15 protein-coding genes are annotated in these 16302 nt (G+C 56.7%); 9 read left to right on the plus strand and 6 right to left on the minus strand.

The window, feature by feature from the left end; genetic code table 11:
* Positions 1–6: 6 nt before the first annotated feature.
* From Mag101_RS09820 to Mag101_RS09830, 3 genes are all read right to left on the minus strand, one after another.
* Positions 7–1290, minus strand: coding sequence for an acyl-CoA dehydrogenase family protein (locus tag Mag101_RS09820; RefSeq protein WP_077404153.1), 1284 nt, complete (start codon positions 1288–1290; stop codon positions 7–9).
* Between the two features lie 113 nt (positions 1291–1403).
* The gene (locus tag Mag101_RS09825) at positions 1404–2150 is read right to left on the minus strand and encodes a hypothetical protein (RefSeq protein WP_077404156.1); all 747 of its coding nucleotides are present in this window, start codon (positions 2148–2150) and stop codon (positions 1404–1406) included.
* Between the two features lie 105 nt (positions 2151–2255).
* On the minus strand, positions 2256–3968 hold the full coding sequence (locus tag Mag101_RS09830; protein WP_077404159.1) for a nitrilase-related carbon-nitrogen hydrolase: 1713 nt from the start codon (positions 3966–3968) through the stop codon (positions 2256–2258).
* A gap of 250 nt (positions 3969–4218) precedes the next feature.
* Between Mag101_RS09830 and Mag101_RS09835 the strand changes: the two genes are divergently transcribed.
* The gene (locus Mag101_RS09835; RefSeq protein ID WP_077404161.1) at positions 4219–5565 is read left to right on the plus strand and encodes an MFS transporter; all 1347 of its coding nucleotides are present in this window, start codon (positions 4219–4221) and stop codon (positions 5563–5565) included.
* A gap of 90 nt (positions 5566–5655) precedes the next feature.
* On the opposite strand, the gene Mag101_RS09840 is transcribed toward Mag101_RS09835, so the two are convergent.
* Positions 5656–6462, minus strand: coding sequence for an SDR family NAD(P)-dependent oxidoreductase (locus tag Mag101_RS09840; protein WP_232324979.1), 807 nt, complete (start codon positions 6460–6462; stop codon positions 5656–5658).
* A 167-nt stretch (positions 6463–6629) separates the two neighbouring features.
* On the opposite strand from Mag101_RS09840, the gene Mag101_RS09845 reads away from it, so the two are divergent.
* The 4 genes from Mag101_RS09845 to Mag101_RS09860 all read left to right on the plus strand — a co-directional run bounded on the left by Mag101_RS09845 (position 6630) and on the right by Mag101_RS09860 (position 10470).
* Positions 6630–7262 carry a hypothetical protein gene (locus Mag101_RS09845; protein ID WP_077404164.1) on the plus strand — a complete coding sequence of 211 codons (633 nt, stop codon included), beginning with the start codon at positions 6630–6632 and terminating at the stop codon, positions 7260–7262.
* Between the two features lie 149 nt (positions 7263–7411).
* On the plus strand, positions 7412–8875 hold the full coding sequence (locus Mag101_RS09850) for an FAD-dependent oxidoreductase (RefSeq protein WP_077404167.1): 1464 nt from the start codon (positions 7412–7414) through the stop codon (positions 8873–8875).
* Positions 8876–8978: 103 nt separating this feature from the next.
* Positions 8979–9950, plus strand: coding sequence for a hypothetical protein (locus Mag101_RS09855; protein ID WP_077404170.1), 972 nt, complete (start codon positions 8979–8981; stop codon positions 9948–9950).
* On the plus strand, positions 9940–10470 hold the full coding sequence (locus Mag101_RS09860; RefSeq protein WP_077404173.1) for a flavin reductase family protein: 531 nt from the start codon (positions 9940–9942) through the stop codon (positions 10468–10470). The genes Mag101_RS09855 and Mag101_RS09860 overlap by 11 nt, the downstream gene beginning before the upstream one ends.
* 95 nt (positions 10471–10565) lie before the next feature.
* Here the strand turns inward: Mag101_RS09860 and Mag101_RS09865 are convergent, their stop codons facing one another.
* Positions 10566–11543: a hydroxymethylglutaryl-CoA lyase gene (locus Mag101_RS09865; protein WP_232324980.1), complete on the minus strand. Its 978-nt coding sequence runs from the start codon at positions 11541–11543 to the stop codon at positions 10566–10568.
* 123 nt (positions 11544–11666) lie between these two features.
* On the opposite strand from Mag101_RS09865, the gene Mag101_RS09870 reads away from it, so the two are divergent.
* From Mag101_RS09870 to Mag101_RS09885, 4 genes are all read left to right on the plus strand, one after another.
* Positions 11667–12878 (plus strand): CaiB/BaiF CoA transferase family protein, encoded by a 1212-nt coding sequence (locus tag Mag101_RS09870; RefSeq protein ID WP_077404179.1) that lies wholly within the window; start codon positions 11667–11669, stop codon positions 12876–12878.
* Positions 12879–12950: 72 nt separating this feature from the next.
* A complete protein-coding gene (locus tag Mag101_RS09875) occupies positions 12951–13640 on the plus strand; it encodes a Crp/Fnr family transcriptional regulator (protein ID WP_077404182.1) in 690 nt (229 codons plus the stop codon).
* A 139-nt stretch (positions 13641–13779) separates the two neighbouring features.
* Positions 13780–14967, plus strand: coding sequence for a class I SAM-dependent methyltransferase (locus Mag101_RS09880; protein ID WP_077404185.1), 1188 nt, complete (start codon positions 13780–13782; stop codon positions 14965–14967).
* 36 nt (positions 14968–15003) lie between these two features.
* Positions 15004–15399: a hypothetical protein gene (locus tag Mag101_RS09885; RefSeq protein ID WP_077404187.1), complete on the plus strand. Its 396-nt coding sequence runs from the start codon at positions 15004–15006 to the stop codon at positions 15397–15399.
* A gap of 43 nt (positions 15400–15442) precedes the next feature.
* Here the strand turns inward: Mag101_RS09885 and Mag101_RS09890 are convergent, their stop codons facing one another.
* Positions 15443–16297 carry an enoyl-CoA hydratase/isomerase family protein gene (locus Mag101_RS09890; RefSeq protein ID WP_077404190.1) on the minus strand — a complete coding sequence of 285 codons (855 nt, stop codon included), beginning with the start codon at positions 16295–16297 and terminating at the stop codon, positions 15443–15445.
* Between the last annotated feature and the right edge of the window lie 5 nt (positions 16298–16302).

Genomic DNA, 16302 nt, shown 5'->3' on the forward strand with positions numbered 1-16302 from the left:
CCCCGCTCAGGCTGGCTGCGCGGAAGACTTTTCGCCGACACCAAACAGACTCTGCTCAGCGCCTTCTACTTCCATCTGGGCCGCCATCAAGCGGCCACGCTCTGCAGGGAATGCCTGCACAATGCCCATCGTCATTTCACGCAGGTAGCGCGCCGGGTCACCCATGGTCCCGGAGGTACCGCTGGCTTTGAGCGCATTGGCTGCCACCTGGAAGCCCGCTTCCGCAACAACGCCCTTACACAGTCGCCACTGCTTAACAACTTCATGCTTATCGGCGATCGGGGGCTCACTGGTTTCGAGATCTAACTGGCGGCGCAGCCACAAAAGCGAGGTTTGCACATCGACCATCATTTTGCCGATCAGCTCCTGCTGGTATGGCGCGGTGCCTATTGGCTTGCCGGTGTCGGCAAATTTTTTCTCGGTCAGGTGCTTCAGTACATTCTGATACGCGGAATGTGCGGAACCGGCATAACCGCATACCGCGGCCATCTGGTTGCCTACAAAACTACCGCGGCTCATTTGCATACAGCGGGTAAAGGCGCCGGGGATAGCAAGGGATTTGTCATCTGGCACAAAGCAATCTTCCAGAACAATACCGCCAGAGCTGGTGCCGCGCATGCCGATTGCGTCCCAGGGCGCACGCGGGCGTACACCGTCACCATCGCGATCCACAAAAAATGTACAGAGGCCCTCTGCGGTGTCATAACCTTCCAGGCTGGCGGTCACTAGGTATTTATCCGCTACTCCGGTGCCTGTACCGAAGGACTTGACTCCATTTAGCAGATAGCCGCCTTCCACCTTGCGCGCCTTGGTGCTGATGGTAACGGCAGCCTTTTCCGACTTGACGGATTCACTGGCGAAATTGGCGAACCAGAATCCGTCACGCCCCATTCCGTGCAATACCTGCTCGGCAAAGTTGCGAACCTGTACAGATTCTTCTTCGTTAAACAGGCCCGCTTCCAGCGCCTCGATGGCAAGGAGCCCGCGGGAAGCCGCACTGCAGTGAAAAAAGAATGCCAGCGCGGTGGATGGGCAGGCAGAACCCAACGCAAAGCAGGCCGCAGCCATATCGCGCAACCCGCCACCCAGACCGCCGTATTCGGTGGGAATGATTAACCCCAGCAATCCGGCTTCGCTGAACTGCTTGACGTGCGGCATATGAAACTGGGCGTTGGCGTCAACTTCACGTGCGGCCTCGCGTACCGCAGGCAATACAGACTCGACCACTTTGGCACGCGCACGCTCTGCCTCAGTCATACCTTCCAGCAGAATTTCACCTGTCAGTTTCATCGACATTCCCTACCCCAATTATTCTTATTCACTCAACACATGCGCAACCAAATGAACGTGCGCACGCTGCCCTCTTAATGCAAAACCCAGCTTTCGACTATTCGATCAGGCGATTAATCGACAGCCTTCAGCAATCCGCGCAGTGCTTCACTGCTTTCGGCGCCAATCAATCCGGTGATCTGATTCCAAACTTTGTCTACGTCTGGATCGAAAACGATTTCGCGATTGCGGCGGTCACGCTCAGCGAGCGCCGCGCTGTCTACCGCCTCCAGCGCCTTCTCACTAACGCCTTTCTCCAGCACGGCAAACCAGTGATCCAGATAGGCATCGACAGCACCGTCAATTTTGGCAAACGCTTCCTTGGTGGCACGCTGTACCAGCATCCACGGAGACATAATCGCCAGCTGGCGAATATCCAGGTGTGCAGCACTCATGCCTTCCATACTGCGGGTAGCGGTGCAGATTTCTGTCAGCGGGGTGTAAACCTCATCCATGTAGGCAAGGTTTGCACCGAGATCGAGACGCGGTACAAGATCCAGGTGGAATGCACAGTGCTCACCAGCACCGACGGAATCCAACGTGTAATGCGGCACCGCACTCTCGCCCGGGGTGAAGGCAAACAACATATGGGAGTCGAGACCGATCTGCGGAACGACCAAGGCGCAGGTCACCATTTTTTGTAGTGGGCCGCCCTCGTAGAGACGCACCTCTCCAACCTTGCCCTGGGCCATTGGCATATGGCTTTCCAGTGTCAGGTATGGGCCGCTATCGGCGCCATAAACTTCCTTAAGGCCGAGCGTTTCGATCAGTCGGTCGCGTGTTTTATTGGCCAGAGACTCAGGCAAAGACGTTGCGCTCATAGGTGACTCCTAAGAAAAGTGCCATTGATAGGATAAGATTTTGGGCAAGCCGGCACGGTGTCACATTGATATTTCTCAATAAGACACCGTGCCATGTAGAAGTGATTAATGTGCAGTAATCGGGCCACACAAATTCCAGGGTCGATTGACCACAAGATCGGTATTTCGGGAGACCTCTTTATTTTCTGCGGCCGCCGGATACAAGGTCACCGCTAAAATCGGCTGCTGATCTGCCACACGATAAAGTTCGGGCTGGCTCAACAAACCGTCAAAGACACGTTCTTGCCACGGCGTGAGCACAGTAAAATCTCGCTGCAACGCAGTTGCAAACCCGGATCCCAGCGGTGAAGCAATGGCAGCCGCCAACAAATTAATCCGGTTTTCTGCCGAGCGCTCCAGCAGCCCGGTGCGCAATTCCCAAGCACCGAGAGGCTCCAGCGAAACCACAGCTGTATCGACACCAGCCATCGCCAACAAGCGGAAGGTCTCTGGATACAGGCTGTCATCAGACGTAACCGCCGCCAACCGACCAAATGGCAAAACAATATTGTCAAAACGATCGACCGGCGCGGACCATTCGAAACGCGCACTGCGATGCACCTGGCCCTGGCTGAACACAACACCGCCCGCACCAATCACAACGGCACAATAGCGATCTTGCCCGTCTTCGCAACGCATTGGTAACGCGGTGGAGATATAGCTCTCTTCACTACAACACAGGCGCAGCGTCTCGATCACTTCGCCAGAAAAATCCAGTGCCGCAGGAAGATCTGCCGCGATCGCAGCCGCACCCATTAATGGCGGCACCGCCACCAGCTGGGCACCAGCTTCAATCGCTTTGCGTGCCGAATCCGCCGCTTCCCGCAGGCCGTCGCGTCCATCGGCGGTAAGATTAATGACCGCAGCTTCCACGGACTCAGCCCCCGACCATTCGGGGTACGTTTGCGCACCCGGATTTTCGCCAATGGACTGGTACAAACCCGGGCGGCGACTGGCAAAAATATCCGTTCCGTCTGGGCGACGCTTGTCATCCGCCTGCGCGGGCTGAATGTCCGCGTAGATCACCTCTTCCTTGTCGACGGATGCACAAGCCAGGACGGTACCATCGGGCGCTACGATTTGGCTCTCACCGGCTCCATGTAGAAATTTCTGCGGAATACCCGTGGCTTCACTGACCGGAACTAGGATGGCCTCGGGCACGAGCGGCCCCACCTTATTCGCCGCAACGATAAACACGTGATTCTCTGGCGCGCGCACCGGGACATGCAAAGATCCCTCATCGCTGGCAAACGAATTCAGGCTATTGCAAAGCACCTGCGCTCCACGCAATGCCAGCGTGCGCGGTGGTTCGTTAATAACACCATCCATGCAGGAATAGAGGCCAAAACGTCCCAGCGGTGTCTCAACCACTGGGCCCGGCTCTTTCGCGGGTTCGAGAAAGTCATTTTCATGACCGATATAGATTTGCTTAGTATTGTCGACGATCAGTTCGCCCTCCGGCGAGTACATCAGGCTCGATCCGGTGACCGTGCCATCTTCCCGGCGCACGGTGCAATTAACCACAACATAGATTTTCAGAGTGCGCGCCTTGGCGGCTACCGCCTGCAAAAAGTCACCGTCCAGAGTGACGGACACCTCTGCACAATGCTCCTGGCCGTCATACCAGGACAGGTGGTTACAGAACTCGGGCAGCACCACCATATCCGGGCGAACTTCGGCAGCCTGATCCAGCATTCGCAACACCGTACTCAGGTTCTTACCAACATCAGTCCCCACATGGAACTGGACGGCTGCGACACGAATGGATTTATTGTTCATTTTTAGACCTGCCTTTGCGAATACGTACAATCCAATTGGACGGAAGTACGGTTACCAATCAATAAGCCACTTCTTGTAGGCTACCGGAAAGAACCTACTAGCAAACTGCTACTAACCTACTACCAATTGTTATAAAACTCTATCATTATATCATTTCAAGCCAAATCCAAATAATATCGACGGATCCAACTAAGCATCACGGTTCGCACCTGTAGCAAAGTTGATCAAACCGTTATAACGAGGCGCTACTATGGCCAACCAGCAGGACCACCGGTTTTTAGGGCTCAAGCTAGAGAATGATGTCTCCCGCTCCAATGTGCTCACCTTCTACTTCGCGTGCTTGGCGACCATCATGTTCGCCTCCTTCATTCCCCAGAGCCAACCCTTCCTGCTCACAGAGTTTCTCAATATTCCCCCTGAGCGCCACGGCATGGTCAGCGGCCTGCTCAATTTCTGGGCGGAGATTGTGATTATCATCTCGGTCGCTATATTCGGCCCCCTTTCCGACCGTTTCGGCCGCCGCCCTATCACCGGGTTCGGTTTCCTTGTGATGTCTGCAGGTATTGCGCTTTACCCCCACGCCGAGAATATCACCGAGTTACTGATCGTTCGGCTGGGCTATTCCGTGGGGCTAGCCGCAGTGACGACCACCATCGTTGCCCTCATTGCCGACTATGTGCGCAATGAAAGCCGCGGCCGTGCGACCGGCCTGCAAGGCGTAATGAATGGTGTGGGCGCAATGATTTGTGTGTTTTTGCTGCTGCAACTACCGGCGATCCTGCAAAACAGCGGTGCAACCGCCCAGGAAGCCGGCATCCAGACCTACGGCCTTGTAGCCATCGTTTCGTTTGTCACCGGCGTGTTGATGTTGATTGGACTGAAGCCCGGCAGCAGCCAGGCCGAACCGAGTGAACACAGTGAAAGCTTGATCAGTATCACCCGCAACGGCCTGCGCGCGGCGCGCGACCCGAGCATCGCGCTGGCCTACGGCGCCTCGTTTGTAGCGCGCGGCAACCTGATGATTGTCGGCACCTTTTTCACATTGTGGGTCACCAATTACGGCACTGCGGAGCTGGGTATGAGCCGAGCCGAGGCGCTGGCGCGTGCGGGCATGATTGTGGGCATCGCCCAGGGCTGCGCATTACTGACCGCCCCGGTATTCGGCATACTCGCCGACAAGATCTCGCGCATTCGCGCCCTGATCATCGCGCTACTGATTTCCGCAATTGGCTACGGCTCAACCATTTTCATTACCGACCCCTTTACCACCGGCATGATTATTTGCGCCGCACTAATTGGCCTCGGTGAAATTGGCTGCATTATTACCAGCGGCGTTCTAGTGGCCCAGCAGGCGCCACAATCGCACCGCGGCGCGGTGATTGGTTTCTTCACCCTCTCCGGTGCGGTGGGAATTCTGGTTGCGAGCGTGGCTGGCGGCTACCTGTTCGATACCTGGCGCGCTTCAGGGCCGTTTGTGTTCTTTGCCGGTGTTGCCCTACTCGTCCTGTGTTGGGCCATAGTCTTGGAAAAGCGCTTGGGAAAACGCCTGGTAACATCCGAGCAACCGTTAACTCCGGCTGGTGACATGCCTGCTTAACACGCTATCTAGTCAAGCCATACACCCCAATAAAAAAGCCCGCATATGCGGGCTTTTTTATCCTGTGAGAAGAGTAATCAACACAACCCGCTACGCCGGTGGTGCGTCATACTCGGCAAACAAATCACGTTTGTTAAAACCTGCAGTAAGAAAGCGCCAGAATGCCTTGCGCCCGGTTAGCCACGCCACCCGGCTACCGGATTTTTGTGCATTCAATACACCACGCACCAAATACGGGGTAACCGTCTCCACCGTATCCCCGAGGATATTCAGGATCTTGCGGGTCTTCTGCCACTCAGGCGAAGCAAGGTCGTAATCTCCAACCAATAGATCCGTCACCACAATACCGGGACTCAAAGTATTTACCTGCACGTCGGTGCCCTTCACCTCTTTCTGCAGTGAAGTGGTCAGGTAATTGAGCGCGCGCTTGGTCGCTCCGTAGGCCGCCATACCGGTATTGGTTTGGCCGGTACTGCCAAAACCTTCCATATTCCAGATTTGCCCGTGGCCCTGTTTCAACATCCCTGCCAGCGCAACCTTACAGGCCAGCAGCAGGCCGGTCAGATTGGTATCGACGATCGCACGCAAATCTTGCGCAGACTGTTCATGCAGCGGCTTCCGCACAATGCTCATACCGGCATTGTTAATCCAGATATCCACCGCACCCTGGCTATTGGCGAAACCCCAGAGCTTGGCCAGATCGGCCTCCGAAGTGATATCACAGGCGATTCCCGCTACCGCGTCCTTACCATGCTGGCTTTGCAACTCAGCGACCACGCTATCTACCTTGCTCTGGCCGCGTGCACTGATAATTACGCGACACCCGCTTGCCAAAAAGTTTTCCGCGAGCCCTCGCCCTATTCCTCGGGTACTACCGGTTATGACCACAGTCTTCATCGAGTCACTCCTGTTTTCGTTGTCAGGGAAACGTTGATGCGCCGGTGACAGAGTTGGCCGCCGCCTTTATTTTGAGTTATTGTTATATCATTATCATTTTTAACGCAACTTTTGGTGTGAACAGGGTGGCGTGAGCAGAGCTAACTTTTACCTGAGATAGACCCGGAATGGCCGAACGATTCCCCGAAAAAACCAACCCCACGGCGACGAGCTACCCCACTTTTCCCATAGGCTCCGTGGGCTACAACCTGATGATGATGCGCGGTACCTGGCACGACCAGGTCGAGCTGTTTCATCTAGACGGCAGGCCACTGGAAGACGACACCGCAGCTGGCAGTGGCACGCCGGGACCAAGCCCGTTTGACAACCTGGTCTACCTCGACTTTGACGGGCACCGCCTGCAACTGACCAATGTGCACTTCCGCGGACGCGAGCCCACCGCCAAAACCTTTACCGGCCAGCTACGCGACAACCTGCTGGTGTTTGATCCACTCGGCCCCGGCGCTTATGAAAATGTCGGCGTCTCCGGCGGTGTCGGCATCCTGACCTTCAATGCGCTCAGGCTGAACCCCGCCTGCGAGGTCTATATGGAACCCGATTTCATTATGCTCACCGCCCCGGGCCAACGGGTTCGCCATACCGTTCTGTACCGTGAAGGTGTCGCCACCCGCACGCTTACTGCGCGCGGTGTACGCCTTTCGCCAACCTGCGATCAACGCCATGAACTCGATCCAAGAGGCAAGGCTGGCCCGGTTCACGAAGAACCCTTCAGCGCATCCATCTGGAAACACCTCGCCTGATCCAGTGACATCGCCGGTAGTACGAATAATTCGTGCACCGGTTGATAAATATCATCCCTAAAATTTCATCGCCTTTTTATCCTGCATAGAACTTCCACAGTTTTGCGCTGTGGCAGACCATCAAAATAAAAGTGATTTTGGAGCACTGAATGCAGGGGTATCGGATTTGGGAATGCCTGGTATGCGGCTGGGTTTACGATGAATTAAAAGGCGCACCCGAGGATGGCATACCACCAAAAACCCGCTGGGAAGATGTCCCCGATGACTGGCTGTGCCCGGAGTGCGGTGTAGGCAAGAGCGACTTTGAAATGATCGAAGTCCACACGCAGCCTTCAAGTACCGCAACCAGTACCGCAGCTAGCACTGCAATCCAGAACGATAGCCCGGAAACTCAAGAAGCAGCCGAGTCCAACGCAGAATTGGCTGCTTTTGCCAACATCGATTACGCGCGCAAACCCATCATCATTGTTGGCACCGGACTCGCGGGCTATCAACTGGCGAAAGAACTGCGCAAGCATGACGCCAGCACACCCCTCATTATGATTACCGCGGATGATGGAAACAGCTATTCCAAACCGCAGTTAAGTACCGCATTCCAAAAAAGGCGCTCACCGGAGCAGCTAGTCAGCTACAGTGCCCGCGAAATGGCTGAGACGCTTCAGGCCAACATCCTGACCTTCTCGAAGGTAAGCGCGATCGACACCGATGCCCACACGGTGACAATCGATAGCGGGCGACAGCAGTCTCACCTGACCTACAACAAACTGGTGCTGGCACTTGGCTCAGAGCCAATTCATGCCCCGGTAGCAGGCAACGCCGCCGGTTGCGCATTCCATATCAATGACCTGCAAGATTTTCAGCGTTTTTACACCGCGGCCAGCGGTGCAAAATCGGCGCTGGTGATCGGCGGTGGCCTGATTGGTTGCGAATACGCGAACGACCTCGTTCAGTCCGGCTTCGAAGTGCACGTGGTTGAGCCGCAATCTCAGGTGCTCGGTAATTTGCTGCCGCCCGATGCCAGTGCACTGGTACAGACAACACTGAGCCAAGCGGGGGTCAGCTTCCACCTTGGCACCACGGTTAAGTCACTCGATCATCGCGGTTCCGGTATTCAAGTGGTGCTTGAGAATGGCACCCATATTCAAGTTGACCGGGTGATCAGCGCGATTGGCGTGCGCCCCAGAGTTGAACTGGCACAACAGTGTGGCATTCCCTGCAACCGCGGCATACTGACCGACCGCTTGCTGGCCACGGAAGTCGAAGATGTCTACGCGCTGGGCGACTGCGCCGAGGTAGATGGCCACAACCTCTGCTATGTGGCACCGCTACTCGCTTCCGCGCAGGCGCTGGCGCGGACCCTGGCCGGCACACCGACACCGGTTTTTTATGACAGCATGCCGGTCAACGTCAAAACCACACTCTGCCCGGTGATTACCTCACCCCCACCGCGTGGGACGGAGGGCGACTGGCATTACACACGCGCGGACAGCCAGGGCGTCGCAGCCCGTTTTACCAGCCCCAACGGAGAGCTGCTAGGTTTTGCACTGGCCGGGGAAGCCTGCCAGCAAGTCACCGAATTCAGTGAACAGGCGCCACCAATCATGCAGAATTGATTTTTGCCAAGGCGGGCACACACCCGTAGATTAGGATGGCATGAATATCCGCCAAAGCGACCCCCAAATGGGTAATAAAAGCGCACACAACCGGTAACCGACTATGAGTAACGAAAAGAAGCCCAGTAACTGGCAGCAAGCGATTGAAGGTGAATGGCACGGCCTACCATCATTGTTTGAAGCGGACGGCACCCATGTGGGTTACAACAAGGTAAGCCGAGCCAGTGAGCACGAAAATGGCCGCACCACCTATTGGATGAACACTCAATTCGATGCAACCGGTCCGCTGAATGATCGGTTTGAAATCGGTTCACCGTTTCGCTTTGGGGTACTCGATTCCGATATGGACCGGATCTATACCGGCCCGGACTTTTTTGGCAGTGGCCGCCCCTACGGGCTTCTGGTCGATTCCAATTATTTTTCCCCGGGCTGGAACGTCAACCTGCGCACCATGAACCACGTGGTTCCGGACCTCGGCATGCAGGTTTACTCCTCACAGCTGTTCGAGGGCGACACCCTGGTTGGGGTATTTAATGGACTGTATGTGGTAACCCACGATCACGACACCAACCCCACCACCCAGAAGCGTGTCACAGCCTTCCTGGAGCAAGAAAAAGTGAACGGCAAGCGTCCGTTTAACTTGCCAGTAAAACATGCGGGCAAATTTACCGGCCGCTTTGAGGTGTACAACGATAAACAGGAGCTGGTGGGCCACAACGACGTCGTCATTCACCACAACCCCCTCAACCTTCTGCACTCCGAGCAGACGATCGAAATTAGCGGCGTGGTCAATGCCAGCTGGAAAACCATGCGCACGCGCAACGGTAACCACCACCAGTATCACGGCCCAGACATGTACGGTAACGGTATGTCTTATGGACGCTACCTCTACTCCGTGCGCCACGTGTACGGTGAAGCGTTCAAGTTGTGGTCACGGGAAACGCAAATTGACGAAGATTACACCTTCGTTTGTGCCTGGCAGTTTATGCAGTCTCAGAAAGAAAAATACACCACCTTCGGCGTACTGCGCTGGGAAGAAGGTGACCTGAAACTGGGAGCGAATTATGTCGACTGAAGCAGAACTGTTGGCACCGGCCAATGCCGATATCGCGGAACAGCACCACAAAATTGAACCGCTGAACTTGCGTCAGGTTTTCGGCCAGTTTGCCACTGGCGTAACCATTGTCACCACCGGTGGCGAATCCGGTGAAGCCGTGGGTATGACGGTAAGCAGCTTCAACACCGTATCCCTCGATCCACCCCTGATATTGTGGTGCATCGACAAGAAAACCGGCTGCTTCGATGCGTTCAATCAGTGTGAGCACTTTGCCATTCATGTGCTGAGCGACCAGCAAGACAACCTATCGAGCCTGTTCGCTCGCCGCGGCGTGGACAAGTTCTCCGAGCTGGATTACCACATGAGCGCCCAAGGTGTGCCGTTGCTGCATGAATACTGCGCGCGACTGCAATGCACGCTGACTGCGCGCCACGAAGGTGGTGATCACCTAATTATGGTGGGCCGGGTAGACGCCATGCACACCCAGGATCGCGAGCCGCTGCTATTTCATCGCGGCGCCTACGCTCGGATCGCCTAACGAATTCTTCATCGCTTGATTTACGTTCTCAAACTTGTAGATCCTTGCCGGCAGTTTACCTGCCGGCTTTTTTATGCGCGCGATAAAGTGGCCGATCAGGCGACCACTTCAGGCTGAGGTTCTGCGTACTGAAAACCTTTAGGCAGACCCGCGTCCGGTACAAACCCAAACAGCGGCTCATCCGGCAGGCCTCGCGCAAGTACTTCCCGCGCCGCCATCAATCGGTCGACATCCACCCCTGTCGAATACCCCATCGCTTCCAGCAAGAACACCAGGTCCTCGGTAACAATATTGCCACTGGCACCCGGGGCAAACGGACAACCACCAATGCCACCCATAGAGGCATCCACTGTGGTAATGCCTGCTTCCACCGCCGCCAGTACATTGGCCAACCCCTGGCCACGGGTATTGTGCAAATGGATTCCATTCAAGGCATCCCGGCCGAGGTGAGACCAGACAAGCTGGATCAAACGGCGTACCTGCACCGGGTTTCCGTAACCGGTGGTATCGGACAGCCCCACCTCATCACATCCGGCCTTCATCAATCCCTCTCCCAGACGCAGCACCGCCTCTTCCGCTACCGCCCCTTCCAGCGTACAGCCAAAGCAAGTGGAAAGACTGCCCTCAAAACTCGGGCGCTGCTCCGCGGGCAACTGGTCCAACTGCGCGCGAATTTGACGCACTTCCTCCAACACCTGCTCGTGTGTTTTGCGCAGATTCTTCAGGCTATGGGTTTCACTAACGGATAGCGGGATCGTTAACTTGTGTGCGCCCGCCGCGATCGCATCCTTCGCGCCGCGCGCATTGGGCACCAGCACCGCCACCGTCAGGCCCGGCAGGGTTCTGGCGTAGCGCACGATTTCTGCGGCATCCGCCAACTGCGGTAGCAACTTTGCCGGCACAAAGGACCCAACCTCAATCTCCCGCAACCCCGCATTGGCGAGCGCAGCAATCCAGCGCTTCTTGTCTTCGGTTGCCATGATGGCACTGATACTTTGCAAGCCGTCACGCGGCCCTACTTCGCTAATTTCGATCTGTTTGCCGCTCACGCCCGCCCCTCTCTGGTTACTCATCTTTTCATTCGAATTGCTACGCGGCGTGCCCCCTGCGGGCACCCCGGCTTGACCTAATGATATATTATTATAACATATACCCCATTGGCGATATAAACCGACGCATTCAGTGGAGAAGCCCTCATGGCGCAACAGGAACAGTTACCCCTCGCCGGCATCAAGGTTGTCGAGTTCACGCACATGGTGATGGGACCGGCCGCAGGAGGCATCCTCGCGGATCTCGGTGCAGAGGTAACCAAGGTCGAACCTTGCCAGGGCGATAACACCCGACGCCTGCGTGGCTCCGGAGCCGGCTACTTCGCCATGTACAACCGCAACAAGCGCAGCCTGGCGTTGGACCTCAAGTCCAAAGAAGGCAAAGACATCGCCCTGAGGCTGGTGGATGAAGCCGATGTGGTCATCGAGAACTTCCGCCACGGGGCCATGGATCGCTTGGGCCTTGGCTACGCTGACCTGAGCGCACGCAACCCGCGCCTTGTTTACTGCTCCCTGAAAGGCTTCCTTAGCGGGCCCTACGAACACCGCACCGCACTGGACGAAGTGACGCAAATGATGGGCGGCCTCGCCTACATGACGGGCCTGCCGGACCGCCCACTGCGCGCGGGGACCTCAGTGGTAGACATTACCGGGGGCATGTTCGGCGTCATCGCTATTTTGTCTGCACTGCAGCAGCGCCAGACCAGCGGGCGCGGCCAGCAGGTAACCAGCTCCCTGTTCGAAACAACCGCCTATCTGGTGGGCCAGCATATGGCTCAGCAAGCGGTCACCGGTGAAGAACCGCCGCCCATGTCGGTGCGCCGCAGCGCCTGGTCTGTGTATGACATTTTCCTGAGCAAAGAGAACGAGCGCGTATTCGTCGGCGTGGTGAGCGACACCCTGTGGCGGGCGTTCTGCGAAGAGTTTGACCTGGACGAGCTGGCGAATGACCCAGCACTCAGCAGCAATGCCGGGCGCGTGGCTGCCCGCGACCGCCTGATTCCACAAATCAGCGCCCTGTTTGCCAGCCTGCCCAAGAACGACATGATGGCGCGCCTCGACCGCGCAGGTATCCCCTTCGCCCCCATCAACAAACCCGCAGACCTGTTTGAAGACCCCCAGCTCAGCAGCGCCGGAGGCCTGATCCCGGTCACCCTCGAAAACGGCGCAGAGACCCAGCTGCCGGCGCTGCCGGTGGAATTTGGGGGCCAGCGGCTGGGCCTACGCCGGGATCTGCCGGAAATCGGCGAGCACAGTGTTGAGGTAGCGCGCTCCTTGGGGCTGACCGATGAGCAGATCGACGCTTTGCTCGAACAGGGCCTGCTACTGGGTAGTCAACGCACCGAAGCCGCAAACTGACCCCCACGGACGTAGACAGGCACGCTTGTTGGGTTTAGGCTGCTGGAATAAGAATTATCAGGAAGGATCACGGTGCCTAATCCCGCATTGAAACCGCCGGAAACGTTTTTCCATTCCAGACTATTCCGCGGCCTTGGTAACGAGGAGCTCGCGGACCTCACCGCTATATGCCAGCGCCGGCGCATCTCCGCCGGTGAACAGCTCATTAAGCAGCACAGCACTGCTCAAAATGTGTACGTGGTTGTCTCCGGTACCCTCATGATTGAACGCCTTTCCCGCTCGGGCCGCAGGCAGGTAATCGCCTTTGCCTACTCCGGGGACTATATCGGCTTCACCAATACGGAAGAATACGAATACAGCGTGGTCTCCCTGCGTGAAACAGAGCTGCAATCCTTTGTTCGCCGCGAATTTCTCGCGCTGGTGGACCAGTCTTCCACGCTGAAGGCCAATGCCCGCCAGATCGGCGGCAATGTACTGGCGCAGACCCTCGATCAGTTGTTCGCGCTCGGGCAGAAAAAAGCCCACGAGCGCCTGTGCTTTTTGCTGGCGCAAATCGGGCGACGTCAGTGCGGTACGCAGAATGCCGATATCGAACTGATTATGAGCCGCCAGGATATCGCCGACTATCTCGGCCTGACCATCGAAACCGTCAGCCGCGCTTTTGCCCGCCTCAAATCCATGAAGCTGATCGAAATTGTAAGTGCCCACCGCATTCGCATTCTCGATAACGCCATCCTGGAAGAACTCGCCAGCGTTCACTGATTCTCGCCGGGCATTCTTTGCAGAAAGTGGGCGCCTTAGCGGCGCCTGCCGTGCAACCCACCCAAGTTGATAATTGTCATGGGCAATGCCTCGTGCGCCGCTAGACTATGGGAAATCCTCGCAAATTGCGGAGTTCCCAATGGCCGACGCAGCTCGACAGGCACCGCCGGCGTGGAACGCAGTCGGGCGCCATGGTGTGTTTCCGAAAGCAAACCACGATGAAGTAGCCCGGTTCAATTTTCTTACGAACCTCAACATTCACCTCGCCTCGCAGGTACTGCCAGGTGTACGCAAAGCCTACGATCACCGGGTTGAGCAAGGTGCGGCCCCGACCACGCGACGCGAAGTGGGTGAACTACTCAAGCGCGAACCGCTGTATCAATTCTGGAGCTCGTTGCGCCGCAACACCATGGAAATGCGCCAGCAAAACAGCCGCTCTATGGTCTTCCGCCAGCTGCCGTCACTGATTGATCAGGCCAGCACCCTGAACAAAGACAGCCAATCGCTGCAATTAAATCCTGAGGTCAAAGTACCCCGCTATGTCAGTGCCGTGGATATTCACTGCATGCCGGGTGGTTACCACACCGAGTATTGCGAAGATGACATCGCAGCCGGAGCCAACTACGACAGTGGTATTTTTGTGACCACTGCTGGCATGCTGGGTCGCTACAGCGATGGCGGCGGTCAGGCACTGGTTGAGTGGCTGCGGGAACAGGCAGAAAAAGGTTTCCGCCCACGGCGTATTCTCGACATCGGCTGTACCGTTGGACACAACATTGTGCCGCTGGCTCAGGCATTCCCGGATACCGAAATTGTTGCCATTGATGTGGCCGCGCCGATGTTGCGCTATGCGAATGCACGCGCTAAATCCCTCGGTGTAAATAACATCTTGTTCCGTCAGGAAAACGCTGAAGCGATCGAAGCGGAAGACGGCAGTTTTGATCTGATCATTACCTGCATGTTCCTGCACGAGACCTCGAGCCGCGCACTGCCGCGTATTCTCAAGGAAACCCACCGACTGCTGGCCGATGGCGGCAAGGTGGTACACATCGAGCAACCGCAGTTCACTCCCGAAATGCCTCCCTACGAGCAATTCATGCGCGACTGGGATACCCGCAACAACAACGAGCCCTTCTGGGGCACCCTGCACGATCTGGACCTGTTTGAGGCCATCGAACAGGCGGGTTTCGCGCGGGAAAATATTGCCACGCTGGGGCTGTACGCGGTGGTTGATGAAGAGCTGTTCCCAAGTGCGGCAAAAGCAGAAAGTGACACCGAAGATTATGGCCGCAAGCCAGCTTGGCACGCGTACATCGCGAGCAAGTAGTCGAAATGTATATCAACGGAAATCCGGAGTAAGGGCATGACGCTAGATCCGATCACCATGGCGGGCACCAAAGCCCGCGGCAAGCGCCCGACGTATTTCAAGGATTCGGATACCGACCGCCTGCTGTCTATCCTGATGGCGGTTGCCGGCGAGCTGGCGGTAACGCGAGAGCGTATGGACACGCTGGAACGCCTGCTCGAAGAGCGCGGCCTGCTGAGCCGCGAGTCCATTGAGGGTTACACGCCGGATTCCGATGCCGCGCAGGCCCGCGGACTATGGCACCAGGATTTTATCGCCAGGATTTTGCGCGTGATCCAGCAGGAAATGGAACAATTCGACGAAGATAAAAGTGCGCGTCAGCAGGCGCGTGAAGAAGCCGTCAGTGCGACCACCGAGCTGGATGAGCTTATTGAGGAACTGGCCAATACCTGAGTATTTAATACTCCTTTTGCTACTCCTCTTATTACCCCTCTTTTTACTTCTGGGGCCAGCGAAAATCGGCTTTGCGTCGAGCCAAAAAAGCGGCGCAACCTTCCGCAAAATCGTTTCCGGAAAAAGCCTCGTCGAATGCACACTTAAGCGCATCCGCCCCATCTTTGCCTTCCTCCGGCTCATCCCCAGAGCCTCCGGCAAGATAACCCAGAGTAGCCTTGGTCCAGCGCACGGAATACTGGGAATTCTCGATCAACGCTCGCGCTAGCCCGCGCGCCTTTTCCTCCAGCGCATCCCCTTCTGCCACATGCTGCACCAGGCCTATCTGCAGCGCGCGGACCGCATCTACGGGTAACCCGGTAAGCAGCATCTCGCGCGCATTGCCGTCGCCCACCGCACGTACCAAGCGGCGTGTATCTTCAATGCTATACAGGATGCCGAGCTTGGCCGGAGTAATCGCAAAGGTTGCCGCGGTATCGGCAATACGCAGGTCACAGGCCAACGCCAGGCCACAGCCACCGCCATAACAGGCACCGCGAACCAGCGCGATTGTCGGCCGGCTCAGACGCTGCAATTTCAGCTGCACTTCCTGGATCAGGGCATTCTGCTGGCGCATCACCGCGGGATCTGACATCGCCTGCGACAGCTCGGCGATATTGGCGCCCGCACAAAAAGCCCGGGAGCCCGCCCCGCTGATCAATACCGCGCGAACCTGGTCATTCTGTTCAACCTGATCAAGCACACTGGCGAGCTGCTGCCACATTGCCACCGTCATGGCATTGCGCTGGTCTGGGTTTACCAGGGTGATGCAGGCCAGTCCGTCATCCAACCGCATTTCAACGCGCGGCGTGTCGGTGGTATGGCCTTTGGTTTGTTGCGCAGCTACTTCACTTGTCATGCTTT

The organism is Microbulbifer agarilyticus (assembly GCF_001999945.1).
In the GTDB taxonomy this organism is placed as follows: Bacteria; Pseudomonadota; Gammaproteobacteria; order Pseudomonadales; family Cellvibrionaceae; genus Microbulbifer; species Microbulbifer agarilyticus_A.